This window comes from Rhodoferax sp. PAMC 29310, assembly GCF_017948265.1.
GTDB lineage: Bacteria > Pseudomonadota > Gammaproteobacteria > Burkholderiales > Burkholderiaceae_C > Rhodoferax.
The window spans coordinates 1,790,960-1,809,219 of sequence record NZ_CP072852.1; the positions used below are offsets into that span (position 1 = coordinate 1,790,960).

Below are 18,260 nucleotides of genomic sequence, written 5' to 3' on the forward strand. Positions count from 1 at the left end.
AAGGAGCAAGGGGATGAAAAAGCAATGGAGTCTGGGTGCCAAGCTCACGCTGGTCGGCATGCCTTTTTTGTTGCTTGCTCTTCTCTCCACGGTGGTCACGCCATGGGTGTCCTGGCAACTTGATGGCGGCGCAGCCGCCGTGAATGAGGCTGGACGCATGCGGATGCAGTCTTACCGCATCGCCTTGTCCATTGCGAACAAGGACGCGACACCGCTGGCAGAACAAGTTCAGGAGTTTGAAAAGAGCCTGGAAACTCTTCGAAAAGGCGACCCCGAAAGGCCGCTTTTTGTTCCTTGGGACAAAACCGTTCGTCAACGGTTCTCATCAGTGGAAACGGGTTGGCTCAGCTTTCAATCGCGCTGGCTATCCAACAGCCCCGCCGTCGATGGCGACCTTCGTTCGGACACCCTGACCCTGGCGTCCAGCGTCAATGCGCTTGTATCCAGCATTGAGGCGCACATGTCGCATTGGACGACCATGCTGCATCTCCTTCAATTGGCGATGCTGGCCATGGCCATTTTGGCGGCGGTGGTATTGCTCTACACCGGATTTTTGTTTGTGGTTGAACCGGTCGCACAACTCAAGCAAGCGATCGAGAAAATCCAGCACGGGGACTTGAGCGCACGGGTCGAAAAGTCAACCAGTGACGAATTTGGCACATTGGCAGACGGCTTCAACGGCATGGCTGAGCACCTTCAACAAATGTACCGACACCTCGAAAGCAAGGTGTCGGAAAAAACGGCGGAAATCGAGGAGAAGAGGGAGCGACTGGAGGGTCTCTATGGAGTGACCGCTCTGGTTGCCAACGCCACCACGCTGGAGGAATTGGCACAAGGGTTTGCCAAAAGCATTTCCCAAATTTCCCACTCCGATGGCGTGGCGGTTCGCTGGTCCGATCAAGCCAATCAGCGCTACTTGATGATCGCTGCCCACGGGCTGCCGGCTGACATGATTGATGCCGAACTTTGCATCGACAAAGGTGACTGCCATTGCGGTGATGTGGCGCCCGACCTCGGATTTCGCGTCATTCCCATCCAGCTGGAACTACGCTCAAATTTGCAGCACTGCACCAAGGCCGGTTTCGAGACCGTGATCAACATCCCCATTCGACTGCACGACCGTCAAATGGGCGAAGTTGACCTATTCTTCAATGCCAAGGTCACCCCCCCCCACCCGCGCAGCGCTCATTGCTGGAGGCGCTTACCAGCCACTTGGCCAGTGGCATGGAGAACTTGCGGCTGAACTCGCTTGAAAAAGAAGCTGCGGTTTCACAAGAACGTCACCTGTTGGCCCGCGAGTTACATGACTCCATTGCGCAATCCCTGGCCTTCCTGAAAATTCAGGTGCAGTTGATGCGAGACGCCGTCAAGGCGCAAAAACCTGACGACATTCAACAAGTTCTTGAAGAAATCGACACGGGCGTTAAGGAGAGCTACAACGACGTTCGCGAGTTGTTGCTGCACTTTCGCACCCGAACCAACGCGGAGGACATTGAGCCTGCGCTGGCCACCACCCTGCGCAAGTTTGAACACCAAAGCGGAGTGGCAGCCACCCTTTCCATGCAGGGGCAAGGCATGCCGCTTTCGCCCGACGTTCAAATTCAAGTCCTCCACATTGTCCAAGAGTCGCTGTCCAACGTGCGCAAGCATGCGCGGGCGTCACAAGTGTGGCTCGACGTGAAACAACAACCCGAATGGCGTTTTGAAGTTCGTAACAACGGCATTGGTTTTCTCCCGGAAAACGACGAACTCGATGAGACTCACGTTGGGCTGCGCATCATGTCGGAACGGGCTCAACGCATTGGAGCGCGGCTTGAGTTGGTGTCCACGCCTGGTCATGGCAGTTCCGTCTTGCTAACACTCCCGCCCCCGGCGTCGCTCTCACCCGGCGCGACAGAGATGGCCCCCGCAAAAGACTTTCACCTCGCCTGACCCACGCCATGCTCGCTGCCCCCATTCGCATACTGGTCGTCGACGACCACACCCTATTACGCCGTGGTTTGATGGCGCTTTTGGCCCGCGACCCGTCCATGGTGGTGGGCGATGCCGCGGATGCGGGACAAGCCCAACGCAAAGCGATTGAATTGCAGCCTGACCTGATTCTTCTGGACAACCATCTGCCCGGCGTCAATGGCGTGGACGCGCTGCCCGACTTGCGCGAAGCCGCGCCCAAGGCACGCATTCTGATGCTGACCGTGAGCGAGGACGAGCAAGACCTGTCTGCTGCGCTTCGCGCCGGTGCGGCCGGGTACCTGCTAAAAACCATCGATGGCGACGCTTTGACGCTGGCCATCCAGAACACCATGCGCGGCGACAGTGTGGTCGCCCCCGAGATGACCAGCAAACTGGTCTCCGCCTACAGAGATGCGAGCAACCATGAGCCTGCGTTGATTGTGTCAGCAGCAGAGCCCAAAACCCCTCTCTCATCGCTGTCGCCCCGTGAACGGGAGATCTTGCGTGGCATTGCCAGCGGGGCCAGCAACAAGGAAATTGCCCGCGAATACAACATCGCCGAAACCACGGTGAAGATTCATGTGCAGCACATTCTGCGCAAACTGGACGTCAGCTCCCGCGTCCACGCGGCGGTTATCGCAACCGAGCTTGGCCTGCTTTGACGCAGATCAAAAGTCGCCCTTAAACACCCCTGAGTAGCCCCACAGAACTACCTTCTCGCGCAAAGAGTAGTTCCATTTAGTCAGGCGTCCGCTCCCTCAGAAGGATGTCGCAAAAACTCTGCCAGACCTAAAGTGAGGTCATGCAAAAAAGGAGTTTTTGACATGACAAAAAAAGGACAGGCACTTTCCGTGCTGATTGTCAGTACCCTGGCATTCACGGTGTGTTTTATGGTCTGGATGATGTTCGCAGTGATCGGCATTCCGATCAAGAAGGCACTAGACCTGAACGCCACCCAATTCGGCCTGTTGATGGCCATGCCGGTGTTAAGCGGATCTTTGGTCCGCGTGCCACTGGGCATCTGGACAGATCGCTACGGTGGTCGCATTGTGATGACCGCCCTGCTGGCCACCACCGTCCCCGCGATTTGGTTGATGACCTATGCCACTGCCTACTGGCACTTCCTGACCATTGGTCTGGTGTTGGGCTTGGCGGGTGGCTCGTTCTCGGTCGGCACCCCCTACGTCGCACGCTGGTTCCCCAAGAACCAGCAGGGTTTCGCCATGGGCATCTTCGGCGCCGGCAACGCCGGTGCAGCGGTCAACAAGTTTTTGGCTCCCGCCATTCTGGTGGCTTTTGGCTGGACCATGGTGCCCAAGGTCTATGCCGCCATCATGTTGGGAACGGTGATCTTGTTCTGGCTGATGAGCCACAGCGACCCGGCGCATCTGGTCTCCAGCAATGTCAAGTTCACCGACCAACTCAAATCACTGAAAGACCCCCGCGTGTTGAAGTACTGCCAGTACTACAGCATTGTGTTCGGCGGCTACGTGGCGCTGTCGCTCTGGATGGTTCAGTACTACGTCGGTGAGTATGGGCTCGACATTCGCACTGCCGCCTTGCTGGCAGCCTGCTTCTCACTCCCTGGCGGTGTGCTGCGCGCTGCAGGTGGCTGGATGTCCGACAAATGGGGCGCCCACAGCGTGACCTGGTGGGTGATGTGGGTGAGCTGGATTTGCCTGTTCTTGCTTAGCTACCCCCAGACTGATTTCACGATCATGACCACCACCGGCCCCACGACCTTTCATCTGGGCCTCAACGTGTACATGTTCACGATCCTGATGTTCATCCTCGGGATCGCCTTCGCCTTCGGCAAAGCCAGTGTCTTCAAGTACGTCAGCAACGACTACCCCGGCAACATTGGAACCATCAGCGGCATCGTTGGCCTGGCCGGCGGCATGGGTGGCTTCATCTTGCCCATCATGTTTGGCGCCTTGATGGACCTGACCGGTATTCGCTCCAGCGCCTTCATGTTGATGTATGGAGTCGTCTGGGTCTCTTTGATCTGGATGTACTGGACCGAAGTCCGCCAGCGCGAGGTCTTGGGCAGCAACGCCACTGCATTCAGCTTGCAGAAATAAGAAATCATTTAAAGAAAGAAAATCATGACGATCAAAACGCAGTCCGGCGCTGATATTGCCGATTGGCGCCCGGAGGACGAAAAGTTCTGGGAAAGTACCGGCAAACACATTGCCAGCCGCAACCTCTGGATCTCGATCCCCAACCTGTTGGTCGGGTTCGCAGTCTGGGTGATGTGGGGCATCATCACGGTGCAGATGTTGAACCTCGGGTTTCCGTTCAAACCCAATGAGATGTTCACCTTGACGGCCATTGCTGGCCTGATGGGCGCGACGATGCGCATTCCAGCATCGTTCTTTATTCGCCTGTCGGGGGGGCGAAATACGATCTTTTTGACCACGGCCTTGTTGATTATCCCGGCGGTGTGGACAGGCATTGCGCTGCAGGACAAGAGCACACCACTTTGGGTGTTTCAAGCTTGCGCCTTTTTGTCGGGCATCGGTGGCGGAAATTTCGCTTGCTCCATGTCCAACATCTCCGGCTTCTACCCCAAGCGCCTCCAGGGCACAGGCTTGGGTTTGAATGCTGGCTTGGGCAACTTCGGTGTGACCACCATGCAGGTGCTGATTCCACTGGTCATGACTGTTGGCCTGTTCGGCGCAGTGGGTGGCGGCTCCATGGTGCTGACCAAAGACAGCGGATGGATCATGGGAGAAATCCTGGCTGGCACGCCCACCTTTATTCAGAACGCAGGCTTCATCTGGGCGGCCATCCTGATTCCGCTGGTCGCAGCCGCCTGGTTCGGCATGAACAACCTGCTGCCACTCTCCCCCAACTACGGCGGAACTCTGGCTGCTTTCGGCAAGATTCTGTACCTCTGGGGCATCACCTGCGTCATCGGCTTGATTGGGCTTTACCTCTATCTGCCAGCCCCCACCGGCTTGGGCCTGCTGAACATGTGGGTCGCACTGCCACTGATCATGGTCGTCACCGTTTTCGCCATGAAGTGCGCCGCATTTGGCGAGTTGAAGGGCAACATCGCCAAGCAGTTCGAGATTTTCAAGAACAAGCACACCTGGGCCATGACGATTTTGTACATCGTCACCTTCGGCTCCTTCATCGGCTTCTCGATGGCCCTGCCCTTGTCGATCTCGGTGATTTTCGGCACCAGCCACGTCCCTGACGCTGCCGGCGTCATGCAGCACACGCTGAAAAACCCCAACGCACCCTCTGCGCTGACCTATGCCTGGATCGGACCTTTTGTGGGTGCCTTGATTCGCCCAGTCGGCGGTTGGATTGCAGACAAAGTGGGTGGCTCCATCGTGACGCAAATTATCTCGGCCGTGATGGTTTTGGCCTCTGGCGCCGTGGGTTACGTCATGTTGCTGGCTTATGGCTCGGCGACCCCAGAGCAATATTTCTCGACCTTCATGTGGTTGTTTGTGGTGTTGTTCGCGGCCAGCGGCATTGGCAATGGATCGACTTTCCGCACCATCGGCGTCATCTTTGACCGTCAGCAAGCCGGCCCTGTGCTGGGTTGGACCTCAGCAGTGGCCGCCTACGGCGCCTTCATTGCCCCGGTGGTCATTGGTGCCCAGATCAAGGCCGGAACGCCTCAAATGACCATGTATGGCTTCGCGGTGTTCTACGCGCTGTGCCTGTTTCTGAACTGGTGGCTTTACCTGCGTGCAGGTTCTGAAATCAAAAATCCATAACCTTTAGTACTACAAATTTCATAGCTGCTCGCGCTTATTCAAAGACGGCTAGCAGCCAATTTGGCAATATTCCCTACAGAGGTATCGCATGAGCCACTTTCTAGATCGACTAAGTTACTTCTCTCAACCCAAAGAAGCGTTTTCGGGCGAGCACGGCATCACCACCGGTGAAGACCAAACCTGGGAAAAGGCCTACCGTGACCGCTGGGCCCACGACAAAATTGTGCGCTCCACCCACGGCGTGAACTGCACGGGCTCATGCTCGTGGAAGATCTACGTCAAGGGCGGCATCGTCACCTGGGAAACCCAACAAACCGACTACCCCCGCACCCGCTGGGACATGCCCAATCACGAGCCCCGGGGTTGCGCACGGGGCGCCAGCTACAGCTGGTACCTGTACAGCGCCAACCGGGTGAAATACCCCCTGGTTCGAGGCCGCCTGCTCAAGATGTGGCGCGAAACCCGCATTGGAGCTGACCCGGTGGATGCTTGGGCCTCCATTGCCCAGTCAGATGCCAAGCGCAAGGAATACCAAAGCGTGCGTGGTCTGGGTGGATTCGTTCGCTCCAGCTGGGACGAAGTCAATGAAATGATCGCGGCGGCCAACGTCTACACGATCAAAAAGCACGGCCCGGACCGCATCATCGGCTTCTCCCCTATTCCGGCCATGTCCATGGTCAGCTACGCCGCAGGCAGCCGCTACCTGAGCCTGATTGGTGGCGTGTCCATGAGCTTTTACGACTGGTACTGCGATCTGCCTCCCAGCAGCCCACAGGTCTGGGGTGAGCAAACCGACGTGCCCGAGTCGGCCGACTGGTACAACTCCACCTTCATCATGGCCTGGGGCTCCAACGTGCCGCAGACCCGCACGCCTGACGCGCACTTCTTCACCGAAGTTCGCTACAAAGGTGCTAAAACCGTGGCTGTCACGCCCGACTACTCTGAAGTCGCCAAGCTGTCCGACATCTGGATGAGTCCCAAGCAAGGCACCGATGCGGCGGTGGCCATGGCCATGGGCCACGTCATCCTGAAGGAGTTTTACTTCCCAGATGGCGACAAGAAGCGCAGCGAGTACTTTGACAACTACGTGCATCGCTACACCGACATGCCCATGTTGGTGATGCTCAAGGAAAAAGAGCTGCCCAACGGCCAGACCGTGATGGTGCCGGACCGCTATGTGCGCGCCTCTGACTTCAACGGCAAACTTGGAGCCGCCAACAACCCAGAGTGGAAAACGGTTGCGCTGGATGAGTCCGGGAAAGTTGTTCTGCCCAATGGTGCCATTGGCTTCCGCTGGGGCCCAGACGGCCGTGCGGACGAAGGCCAGTGGAACCTGGAAGCCAAAGAAGCCCGCCACGGTGGCGATATGAAGCTCAAGCTCACCGTGATGGAAGGCGAGAACGCCAGCACGGAAACAGCCAAGGTCGGCTACCCCTACTTTGGCGGCATCGTGAGCGAGCATTTCCCCAACAACGCCACGGGCGACGCCAGCAATGACGTTTTGGTGCGCACTGTTCCCGTTCAGCGAATCAAGCTGGGCAAAGAAGGTGATCAGCGCGATGCACTGGTGGCCACCGTGTTTGATTTGCAAGTTGCCAACTACGGCGTCGCGCGGGGTCTGCCCGGCGAAATGGCCGCCAAAGACTTCAACGAAGATACACCGTACACCCCCGCCTGGCAGGAGCGCATCACCGGCACACCGCGTGAGCAGTTGATTACCGTGGCCCGCCAGTTTGCCGACAACGCCGACAAGACCCATGGCAAGTCCATGGTCATCATTGGCGCGGCCATGAACCACTGGTACCACAGTGACATGAACTACCGCGGCGTCATCAACATGTTGATGATGTGCGGTTGTATTGGTCAAAGCGGTGGCGGCTGGGCGCACTATGTGGGCCAGGAAAAGCTTCGCCCTCAAACCGGTTGGCTGCCTTTGGCCTTTGGTCTGGACTGGGTGCGCCCCCCCCGTCAGATGAACTCCACCAGCTTCTTCTACGCACACACCGACCAGTGGCGCTATGAAAAACTGGGCATGGAAGAGGTGCTCTCACCCTTGGCCGACAAAAAACTGTACGGCGGCACCATGATTGACTACAACGTGCGCGCCGAGCGCATGGGCTGGTTGCCATCAGCTCCCCAATTGAAGACCAATCCGCTGCAGGTGATTCGCGATGCCGCGGCCGCCAACATGGACCCCAAGGACTACACCGTCAAGAGCCTGAAAGACGGCTCCCTCACGATGAGCTGCGAGGACCCCGACCACCCTGACAACTGGCCTCGCAACATGTTTGTCTGGCGCTCCAAAATTCTGGGCTCCAGCGGCAAGGGCCATGAGTACTTCCTCAAGCACCTGCTGGGCACCAGCCATGGCGTTCAGGGCAAGGATTTGGGCAAAGACCAAGCGAAACCCACTCAAGTGGTGTGGCACGACAAGGCGCCTGAGGGCAAGCTGGACCTGGTGGTCACACTGGACTTCCGCATGAGCACCACCTGCCTGTACTCAGACATCGTGTTGCCCACTGCCACCTGGTATGAAAAAAACGACCTAAACACCAGTGACATGCACCCCTTCATTCACCCGCTGTCTACCGCGGTCGATCCCGCATGGCAGTCGCGCAGTGACTGGGAGATCTACAAAGGTTTCGCCAAGAAATTCAGCGAAGTGTGCGTGGGCCACCTCGGTGTGGAAAAAGAGATGGTATTGTCACCGCTGATGCACGACACCCCTGCGGAGCTGGCACAGCCCTTTGGTGTGCAGGATTGGAAACGTGGCGAGATTGACCTGATCCCCGGAAAAACCGCACCCAACATGGTGGTGGTGGAACGTGATTACCCCAACACCTACAAGCGCTTCACGGCACTTGGCCCCTTGTTGAACAAGGTGGGCAACGGTGGCAAGGGCATCAACTGGAACACCCAGATCGAAGTCAAGCAACTCGGCGAACTCAATGGTTTGGTGAAAGACGAAGGCGTGTCTTGCGGCATGCCCAGCATCGACACCGACATTGATGCCTGCGAAGTGATTCTGCAGCTTGCCCCCGAGACCAACGGTCATGTGGCGGTCAAGGCGTGGGAAGCACTGGGCAAACGAACCGGTCTGGACCATACCCACTTGGCCATTCACCGCGAAGACGAAAAAATTCGTTTCCGTGATATTCAGGCGCAGCCTCGCAAGATCATCAGCTCGCCGACCTGGAGCGGAATTGAGTCCGAGACCGTGTCCTACAACGCCGGCTACACCAACGTGCATGAAATGATCCCATGGCGCACCCTTACCGGCCGCCAGCAGTTCTACATGGACCAACCCTGGATGACCGCGTTTGGTGAAGGCTTTACCAGCTACCGTCCGCCCGTTGACCTGAAGACCACCGCTGGCATTCAGGGCATCAAGCCCAATGGCAACAAGGAAATCGCGCTCAACTTCATCACGCCGCACCAAAAGTGAGGCATTCACTCCACCTACAGCGACAACCTGCACATGCTCACGCTGGGTCGCGGCGGGCCCATCATCTGGCTAAGTGAAGATGACGCGAAATCCGCCGGCATTGTGGACAACGACTGGGTGGAACTGTTCAACCTGAACGGTGCCATTGCAGCCCGTGCCGTGGTCAGCCAGCGTATCAACAATGGCATGACGCTGATGTACCACGCCCAGGAGAAGACCATCAACACGCCCGGGTCTGAAATCACAGGAATCCGCGGTGGCATTCACAACTCGATGACCCGCATTGTGCTGAAACCTACTCACATGATTGGCGGCTACGCCCAGTTCAGCTACGGCTTTAACTACTACGGAACCATTGGCACCAACCGCGATGAGTTCGTGGTGGTTCGCAAGATGAACAAGGTGGATTGGCTGGAAGAAGAAGCCAACTCGAACCACAGCGCCACTGCGCCCCACGCGTAAGGAGAACACAAATGAAAATTCGGCACAAATTGGCATGGTCCTGAATCTGGACAAATGCATCGGTTGCCACACCTGCTCCGTGACCTGCAAGAACGTCTGGACGAGCCGACCCGGCATGGAATACGCCTGGTTCAATAATGTTGAAACCAAACCCGGCATTGGCTACCCCAAAGAATGGGAAAACCAGGACAAGTGGAACGGCGGCTGGATTCGCAAGGCGAACGGCACCATCGAGCCCCGCCAGGGCGCCAAGTGGAAACTGCTCATGCGCATCTTCGCCAACCCGAACATGCCTGAGATCGACGACTACTACGAGCCGTTCACTTTTGACTATGACCATTTGCAGTCGGCACCGGAGATGAAGGCCACACCCACAGCCCGCGCCCGTAGCTTGATCACCGGCAAGCGCATGGAAAAGATTGAGTGGGGCCCCAACTGGGAGGAGATTCTGGGTGGTGAGTTCTCCAAGCGCAGCAAGGACAAGAACTTCGACGATATCCAGAAGGACATCTACGGCCAGTTCGAAAACACCTTCATGATGTACTTGCCCCGCCTGTGCGAGCACTGCCTGAACCCGGCCTGCGTGGCGAGTTGCCCCTCTGGCTCGATCTACAAGCGTGAGGAAGACGGCATTGTTCTGATCGATCAGGACAAGTGCCGCGGCTGGCGCATGTGTGTGAGCGGCTGCCCCTACAAAAAGATTTACTACAACTGGAAATCTGGCAAGGCTGAGAAATGCATCTTCTGCTACCCCCGCATTGAGGCCGGTCAGCCGACGGTGTGCTCCGAGACCTGTGTGGGTCGAATTCGCTACCTCGGAGTTCTGTTGTATGACGCAGACCGCATCCAGGAAGCCGCCAGCGTGGAACATGACCGCGACCTGTACCAGGCCCAGCTTGATATTTTCCTCGACCCCAATGACCCCAAGGTCATCGAGCAGGCGCGCATTGACGGCATTCCTGACAAGTGGATGGAAGCCGCTCGCAAGAGCCCGGTGTACAAAATGGCGGTGGAGTGGAAAGTCGCCCTGCCCCTGCACCCCGAGTACCGCACCCTGCCCATGGTCTGGTATGTGCCACCCCTGTCGCCCATCAGCGCCGCGGCCAATGCCGGTCATATCGGCACCAACGGTGAAATTCCTGACGTGAAGCAACTTCGCATTCCTGTGAAGTACTTGGCCAACTTGTTGACCGCGGGTGACACCCAGCCGGTGGAACGTGCCCTGGAACGCATGCTGGCCATGCGCGCTTACCAACGTGAAAAGCACGTGGACGGCCGCATCAACACGGCGGCTCTGGATCAGGTCCAAATGACTCAGGCCGAGGTGGAAGAGATGTACCACGTGATGGCCATTGCTAACTACGAAGACCGCTTTGTGATTCCAAGCACCCACCGCGAATACGCAGAAAACACCTTTGACGTGCGCGGTGGCTGTGGCTTCTCGTTCGGCAACGGTTGCTCCGATGGCGCCAGTGAGACCAGCCTGTTTGGCAGCTCCAAGCGTCGCACCATTCCAATCAAGGCGGGGGTATAAATCATGGCACTGCCCAATGCATCCATCAGTTTGCGGGTTCTAGCGCGCTTGCTCGCCTACCCAGACGCTGAACTGCGAGCCCAACTGTCCGACATGCGTGCTGCGCTTCACACCGACAAGGTTTTGAAGTCCGGCCGCCTGACCGAACTGGACGCGCTCATCAACACGCTGCAACATGGCGACTCGCTGGACAACGAGGCGAAGTTTGTGGAAATTTTCGACCGCGGTCGCTCCACTTCTTTGCACTTGTTTGAGCATGTGCACGGCGACTCGCGCGAGCGTGGTCCCGCCATGATTGACCTGGCACAGACCTACAAAAAGGCTGGCTTGTTCCTGGCCGAAGGCGAAATGCCGGACTACCTGCCGGTGGTGCTGGAGTTTGTCTCCACTCAGCCCCCCAAGGAGGCGCGGGCGTTCCTGGGTGAGATGGCCCACATCTTCAATGCCATCTTCAGCGCCTTGCAACAGCGAGAAAGCCGCTATGCCAGTGTTTTGGGTGCGCTGCTGGAGATCGCGGGTGAAACCGCCCACCCCGTCAAGGTGACCCCTGACGAACCTTTGGACAAGGCGTGGGAAGAGCCGGTTGTATTTGACGGTTGCTCGACCAAAGGGCAAGCCAAACCCGGCGAGGCTCAGCCCATTCACTTTGTCAAAAATGACGCGGCGCGCGCCAGCGCAAAAGCCGCCGCATACCCTGGAGCATCACAATGAACGCCTTTGACAACTTCCTGTTTGGCCTGTACCCCTACATCGCCCTCACCGTGTTTTTTCTGGGCAGCCTGATTCGCTTTGATCGGGACCAATACACTTGGAAAAGCGATTCTTCCCAACTGCTCAAAGCGGGACAGTTGCGTGTGGGACGCAACCTGTTTCACGTCGGTGTGCTGTTCCTGTTTTTCGGACACTTTTTCGGCATGTTGACGCCACACTTTCTGTACGAGCACTTCATTGACGCGGGCTCCAAGCAGTTAATGGCCATGATTTCGGGCGGCATTGCCGGCCTGCTCACCTTCATTGGCATCACGATGCTCTTGCACCGTCGCCTGACGGAACCTCGCATTCGCGTCAATTCCAAAACCAGCGACATTGTTCTTTTGGTCCTGTTGTGGTTGCAGTTGGCTCTCGGACTGGCCACCATTCCGCTGTCAGCACAGCATCTGGACGGCAGCATGATGATGAGGCTGGCCGAGTGGGGTCAGCGCATCGTTACCTTCCGCGGTGGTGCCGTCGAACTCCTGATTGGCGCCGGCTGGATTTTCAAGATGCACATGTTCTTGGGCATGAGCATTTTCCTGATCTTCCCGTTCACCCGCCTCGTTCACGTCTGGAGCGGTTTCGGTGCCGTGGCGTACCTGGTTCGCCCTTACCAAGTGGTTCGCGCCCGCCGCTTGAACGTCCCAGCCGATCACAACCAACCCCGTCGTCCAGACGCGGGTGTTTAAGGAGTTGAAAATGAATACCGAAATTGCCGCTGAAATCAAACCCGTGGGTGCGCAAGTGAATGGCATTCAACTCAATGTCAACGGAGAGGACCTCTCAGCCAATGACTTGCGCCAACGCGCCTGCTCCGAGTTGCTTCGCCAGGCCGCCATGGAAAAAGGCCTGTTGCCTGCGACCGACTTGCCGTCCGTGGACGGCGTGATGAACGAGGACGCCAGCAGCGCCATTGAGCGCCTGCTGGCGCAAGAAGTCTTGGTGCCAGAGCCTTCCGAAGACGCCTGCCGCCGCTATCACGCGGCAAATCAGGGCGTTTACAGCACCGGAGAAAGAATCCGTGTTCGCCACATTCTGTTTGCGGTCACACAGGGTGTGGACGTCACGGCGCTGCGTAACCGCGCAGAGACGTCGCTGCTGGACGTACGGTGCCACGACGGCAAGAGCACTGAAGACAAGTTTGCCAAAACGGCAAGCACGCTGTCCAACTGCCCCAGCGGCGCCGAAGGCGGAAATTTGGGTTGGCTGACCACCCAGGACTGTGCGCCTGAATTTTCCAAAGAGCTCTTTGGACACGCCGAGGTGGGCGTGCTGCCCCGTCTGGTTCACAGTCGCTTCGGACTGCACATTGTGGAGGTCCTGGAGCGTGAACCCGGTGTGGAGCAATCCTTTGACGCCGTGCGCGGTGCCGTCACCATGGCACTGCGTCAGAAGTCTTACGTGACGGCGCTTCGTCAGTACTTGCGACTGCTGGCGGGTACGGCCGTTTTGGAGGGCGTTGACATCGAGGCCTCCAACTCACCGCTGGTTCAATAACGCAACCATTGGAACTTGCTCATGCCTGATGAATTGCTTAGCCGGTTACAACGTTTTCACCACGACACGTTTCCGGGTGTTCAGGAGCAGTTCCAAAACCTGGTGAAAGACGGGCAGCACCCCACCATTCTGTTCATCGGCTGCTCCGACTCCCGCCTGGTGCCATACCTGCTGACGGGAACGGGCCCAGGCGAGCTGTTTATTGTCCGAAACGTGGGGGCGTTCGTTCCGCCCTACGATGGATCGGCTGGTTTTCACGGAACTTCAGCTGCGATCGAGTTTGCGGTGTTGAATCTCAAGGTGTCCCGGATCGTGGTGTGCGGACACAGCCACTGCGGGGCCATTCGTGCCCTGTATGACGATGTCACCCCACAGGCCATCAACCTCAAAGCGTGGCTTGAGCTGGGTCGGGAAGCCGCTCTGCCCGTCCAGGTCACCACTGCGGCCCTGCGCCGTACCGAACAACGTGCGGTTGTGCTCCAGTTGGAGCGCTTGATGGGATACCCCATGGTGCGAGAACAGGTCGAAGCCCAAAAAATGGCCCTGCATGGCTGGCACTACGTGATTGAAGACGGGGAGGTTCATGTTTTTGATGTCTCAAGCGGCCAGTTCGTGCCGGCATCGAGTGCTCACCACAGCGGAGATGGTCCTTACAAGGAGCATTTTGAAGCCCCCGTTTTCAATGAAATTGACGACGCCTACGGGCCCCAATAGCCCATGAGCGAAGCGGCACTTGTAGCGCCCATCGGCACAACACTCTCTGCGGGCGCAGACGAAGAAGACGACCCGACCCAATTCGCACAGGAATTGATTCACGCCCGTCAGACGGTATTGCCCAAACGGTTGCTCGAGCCCGGGCCCAACCCCGCGCAATTGCAACAAACTCTGCAGGCCGCCTCCGCCGCACCGGACTACGGAAAACTGCTGCCGTGGCGGTTCGTTCTGATTCCCGGGTCCGCCCGGCATCGACTGGCCAAAGTTTTTGAAGAGGCGTTGATCACCCGCGACCCGCAGGCCACACCAGACCAACTGGCGCAAGCCGCAGAGAAAGCTTACCGCGCGCCGGCCTTGATCCTGGCAATCTCGCAAACAGCGGCAGGTGACACTGGCGTCGACACTATGAGCGGATGGTTTCCATAGAATGCGCGCTCCAAAACATGTTGCTGCTGGCCACTGCCATGGGGTTTGGCTCCGCCTTGACCAGCGGAAAGGCACTGAGATCGCCTCAACTCAGCACGCTTTTTGCCCTGCAGGATGGCGAAGTAGCCGTGTGTTTTTTGAGTATCGGAACCGTGTCTAAAAGAAAATCAGCTCGAATCCGGCCCGAGATCAATGATTTTTTTTCGACACTTGCGAATGGGTGAGGTCAACCGTTCACAGCCGCTGAGCCGCTAATCACCCGCGGACTCCACTCACTCGAAGTTGACGGGTTCACCCTGGCGATTGAAGGGGATGAAGGAGGCCAACGACCCCATCTTGATTTGCTCCACCATTTGTTGCATGGGCTTTTCAGCAGCCTCGCTGCTTGGCGCCTTGTCCCCGCTGCCGGACATGGCAGCTGCAAAAACAATCGACCATTCTTTGCCAAAGGATCTGGACTCCAGCTCCAGCGCCGCGAATGACGACAGTTCCTGTGGCAATTTGTCGACGTACATCAATGGCACCAACTCGCCACCATGCCCTTTGAAATAACTCGCTTTTTGCTCGGGAGTGCAGTCTTTTGGCAAGTCAGCGCCAGCAAAAACAAACAGCAGCCGCTGGGGTTGGGTTTGTTGCCCTGCGGCCTGTAGCAAATCGTCGAAACTTGAAATATTCATGACCGGGCCTTGTTGACTGAACGAAAAATATGCCCATCAGGCATGCAGGAATTTTTACACTTTTTAGTCGACTCAAGCTTGCGCGAGGTCAACAATCATCCTCAGCAGCAATCCTATGATTTTGTTCCCAATGAGGAACCCAGTGATGTCGCAAAAAAGCCCCGAGAAAACCCAACCCAGCACGACGCTTTCCCCGCAGCTCATCAGCGAAGAGGTGTTGCTTGAAAAATACAGCAAGGGCGCGGAAAAGTCCATTCTTGATGTGAACTTGCGCGTCGCCCGCGCCTTGGCACAGGCCGAGGCACCTGCGCATCAAAAACAATGGGAGACCAAGTTCCTCCATGCGCTTCAGAAAGGATTCTTGCCAGCCGGGCGAATTCAATCTGCTGCGGGTACGGACCTGGCCGCCACACTGATCAATTGCTTTGTTCAACCCGTGGGTGACTCGATCGCCCAGACCGAAGACGGACATCCCGGCATTTACACCGCATTGACCGAAGCCGCAGAAACCATGCGCCGTGGTGGCGGCGTGGGTTATGACTTCTCACGAATTCGACCCCGTGGTGCTTGGGTGGGCAGCACGCAAAGCAGCGCATCTGGGCCCGTGAGCTACATGAGGGTGTTTGACAGGTCTTGTGAAACGGTGGAGTCCGCCGGGGCTCGCCGAGGCGCTCAAATGGGTGTCCTGCGATGCGACCACCCGGACATTGAAGAATTCATTCATGCCAAAGACACTGGCGACCTGAAGAACTTCAACATCTCCGTGGGGGTCACCGACGCGTTCATGGAGGCGGTTCAGAGCGATGGCGAGTTCCTCCTGACCCACCGCGCAGAGCCAGGGGCAGACCAAAAGGCCAATGGTGCCTACCAGTTCGGTGACAGCGGTGACTGGGTGTATCGAAAACTACAAGCGAGGGAATTGTGGGACCAGGTCATGCGCTCCACCTATGACCACGCCGAACCGGGGGTACTGTTTCTGGATCACATCAACCGCGACAACAACCTGTCGTATTGCGAAACCATTGCCAGCACCAACCCTTGCGCCGAGCAACCGCTACCGCCGTATGGCTGCTGCTGCCTGGGCTCAATTGATCTGACCCGGTTTGTGGACCAGCCGTTCGAGAAAAAAGCACGCTTTGACAAGGCGGCCTTCGCCGAGGTCGCCCGAGTTGCAACGCGGATGTTGGACAACGTCCTGGACGTGACGGTGTGGCCGCTGCCACAGCAACAAGAAGAAGCGCGCAGCAAGCGTCGGGTTGGACTTGGCTTCACGGGCCTGGGTGATGCGCTGGTCATGCTCAACTTGCGCTACGACACAGCAGCCGCACGCGACATGGCCAAAGAAATCTCCGAGTTGATGCGGGACACCGCGTATGAGGCCTCTGTCGAGCTTGCCCAGGAACGCTGCCCATTCCCCTTGTTCAATGCCGACCTGTACTTGAGCGCTCAAACCTTTGCCTCACGCCTGCCCCCCGCATTGAAGGACCGCATCAAGACACACGGTCTTCGAAATTCCCACCTGCTGTCCATCGCCCCCACGGGCACCATCAGTCTGGCCTTTGCAGACAATGCCAGCAACGGCATTGAACCGGCGTTCAGCTGGACTTACGCCCGCAAAAAACGCATGCTGGATGGCGGCTTCAAAGAGTACGCGGTTGAAGACCACGCCTGGCGCCTCTATCGTCACCTGCACGGCGAGACCGCACCGCTGACACCCGCCTTTGTCACCGCGCTGGAAATGAGTGCCCAGGCCCACGTGGCCATGGTGGCGGCAGTGGCGCCTTTCATTGACACCGCGATTTCCAAAACTGTGAATGTGCCCGCAGACTACCCTTACGCCGACTTTCAAAACCTGTACATGGAGGCTTGGCAATCAGGCTTGAAGGGCCTTGCCACCTACCGCCCGAACTCCGTATTGGGGTCGGTCCTGAGCCTGACCCCCAGCACAGCAGCCACTGCGCCGCCTTTGCACATTGAAGGGGCCAACCAGAGGCTCGCACTGGACCGTCTGCCCTCACCTGTTCTGTCCTCGTTGCGCTGGCCAAGCCGGCCAGAGCTGCCGGCTGGAAACCCGGCCTGGACCTATATGGTTAATCACCCCTTTGGCAACTTCGCCCTGTTCGTGGGCGAATTGGCACCCGAGGAAGGCGGCGCGCCGAAACCGTTTGAGGTATGGGTCAATGGCACGGATCAACCGCGAGGACTAGGCGCATTGGCCAAAACCTTGTCCATGGACTTGCGCACCAATGACCCTGCCTGGCTACAACTGAAGCTCGATGCTCTGGCAACCGTGGCAGAAGAACACTCCTTTGAAATGACATTTCCGCCACACGGCGGAAAACGTCTTTTCCCGGGCGTGGTGGCCGCCACCGCCGCGGTGATACGGTGGCGCTGCGATCAACTCCGGGCCCTGGGAAAAGAGTCCAAACTTCCGACGCCCGTTATGGACGCCATGTTCAGCCAGGGCGAACCACAAACGGGCCCGTCTGGCACGCTGGCATGGTCGGTAGACGTAGACAACCCCGCCACCGGCGAGTCTTTCACTGTCACGCTCAAAGAAGTCAACCTGCAAGACCACGACGGCGTGGTGGTCACCCGCCCTTGCGCGCTTGGTTTTTCGGGCAACTACCCCCGTGCAATGGACGGCCTGGCCCGATTGCTGTCCTTGGACATGCGGGTGATTGATCCCGCCTGGATTGGCATGAAGTTGCGCAAGTTGCTCAACTATGCAGAGCCCTTGGGTCATTTCATGGCGTTTTTGCCGGGACTGCCCAATGCCGAGCGACGCCAGCAAACCTGGCCCTCCACTGTGGCCTACATTGCGCGGTTGATCATTCATCGCTACGCCATGCTGGGGGTGCTTGATGAACAGGGCTTTCCATTGAGGGACATGGGCGTACTGGACACTCCAAAGGATCAGCCCGTGTCAACGACCATAGCCGGAAAACTGTGTCCCGAGTGCGGCAACCCTACGGTCATTCACAAGGATGGTTGCGATTTTTGTACCGCTTGTGGCTACGTCGGGCAATGCGGTTAGAGCCTCAAAAAGAAACAGGACCATGGGC

14 protein-coding genes and 1 pseudogene are annotated in these 18,260 nt (G+C 57.8%); 14 read left to right on the plus strand and 1 reads right to left on the minus strand.

Annotated elements, in window-relative coordinates; translation table 11 throughout:
* Positions 1-13: 13 nt before the first annotated feature.
* The 13 genes and pseudogenes from J8G15_RS22060 to J8G15_RS21845 all read left to right on the plus strand — a co-directional run bounded on the left by J8G15_RS22060 (position 14) and on the right by J8G15_RS21845 (position 14,742).
* On the plus strand, positions 14-1,243 hold the full coding sequence (locus J8G15_RS22060; RefSeq protein WP_370627518.1) for a type IV pili methyl-accepting chemotaxis transducer N-terminal domain-containing protein: 1,230 nt from the start codon (positions 14-16) through the stop codon (positions 1,241-1,243).
* Positions 1,225-1,932: a sensor histidine kinase gene (locus J8G15_RS22065; RefSeq protein WP_370627519.1), complete on the plus strand. Its 708-nt coding sequence runs from the start codon at positions 1,225-1,227 to the stop codon at positions 1,930-1,932. Before J8G15_RS22060 ends, J8G15_RS22065 begins: the two co-directional genes overlap by 19 nt.
* Before the next feature lie 8 nt (positions 1,933-1,940).
* Entirely contained in the window at positions 1,941-2,615 is a 675-nt protein-coding gene (locus J8G15_RS08170) for a response regulator transcription factor (protein WP_210546996.1), read from the plus strand.
* Positions 2,616-2,777: 162 nt separating this feature from the next.
* Positions 2,778-4,034 (plus strand): nitrate/nitrite transporter, encoded by a 1,257-nt coding sequence (locus J8G15_RS08175; RefSeq protein ID WP_210546997.1) that lies wholly within the window; start codon positions 2,778-2,780, stop codon positions 4,032-4,034.
* A gap of 24 nt (positions 4,035-4,058) precedes the next feature.
* Positions 4,059-5,687, plus strand: coding sequence for an antiporter (locus J8G15_RS08180; protein ID WP_210546998.1), 1,629 nt, complete (start codon positions 4,059-4,061; stop codon positions 5,685-5,687).
* Positions 5,688-5,775: 88 nt separating this feature from the next.
* Positions 5,776-9,594, plus strand: a pseudogene (locus J8G15_RS08185) (nitrate reductase subunit alpha).
* Between the two features lie 34 nt (positions 9,595-9,628).
* Entirely contained in the window at positions 9,629-11,128 is a 1,500-nt protein-coding gene (gene narH, locus J8G15_RS08190) for a nitrate reductase subunit beta (protein WP_210546999.1), read from the plus strand.
* Positions 11,129-11,131: 3 nt separating this feature from the next.
* Positions 11,132-11,839 (plus strand): nitrate reductase molybdenum cofactor assembly chaperone, encoded by a 708-nt coding sequence (gene narJ, locus J8G15_RS08195; RefSeq protein WP_210547000.1) that lies wholly within the window; start codon positions 11,132-11,134, stop codon positions 11,837-11,839.
* A complete protein-coding gene (narI, locus tag J8G15_RS08200; protein WP_210547001.1) occupies positions 11,836-12,570 on the plus strand; it encodes a respiratory nitrate reductase subunit gamma in 735 nt (244 codons plus the stop codon). Before narJ ends, narI begins: the two co-directional genes overlap by 4 nt.
* A gap of 10 nt (positions 12,571-12,580) precedes the next feature.
* Positions 12,581-13,378, plus strand: coding sequence for a peptidylprolyl isomerase (locus tag J8G15_RS08205; RefSeq protein ID WP_210547002.1), 798 nt, complete (start codon positions 12,581-12,583; stop codon positions 13,376-13,378).
* A 21-nt stretch (positions 13,379-13,399) separates the two neighbouring features.
* Entirely contained in the window at positions 13,400-14,092 is a 693-nt protein-coding gene (locus J8G15_RS08210) for a carbonic anhydrase (RefSeq protein WP_210547005.1), read from the plus strand.
* 3 nt (positions 14,093-14,095) lie between these two features.
* On the plus strand, positions 14,096-14,518 hold the full coding sequence (locus tag J8G15_RS08215) for a nitroreductase family protein (RefSeq protein ID WP_255555758.1): 423 nt from the start codon (positions 14,096-14,098) through the stop codon (positions 14,516-14,518).
* 38 nt (positions 14,519-14,556) lie between these two features.
* The gene (locus J8G15_RS21845) at positions 14,557-14,742 is read left to right on the plus strand and encodes a hypothetical protein (protein ID WP_255555763.1); all 186 of its coding nucleotides are present in this window, start codon (positions 14,557-14,559) and stop codon (positions 14,740-14,742) included.
* A gap of 48 nt (positions 14,743-14,790) precedes the next feature.
* Here the strand turns inward: J8G15_RS21845 and J8G15_RS08220 are convergent, their stop codons facing one another.
* Positions 14,791-15,195 (minus strand): ribonucleotide reductase subunit alpha, encoded by a 405-nt coding sequence (locus tag J8G15_RS08220; protein WP_210547006.1) that lies wholly within the window; start codon positions 15,193-15,195, stop codon positions 14,791-14,793.
* 145 nt (positions 15,196-15,340) lie between these two features.
* On the opposite strand from J8G15_RS08220, the gene J8G15_RS08225 reads away from it, so the two are divergent.
* Positions 15,341-18,232 carry an adenosylcobalamin-dependent ribonucleoside-diphosphate reductase gene (locus tag J8G15_RS08225; RefSeq protein WP_210547007.1) on the plus strand — a complete coding sequence of 964 codons (2,892 nt, stop codon included), beginning with the start codon at positions 15,341-15,343 and terminating at the stop codon, positions 18,230-18,232.
* The last annotated feature ends 28 nt before the right edge of the window (positions 18,233-18,260 follow it).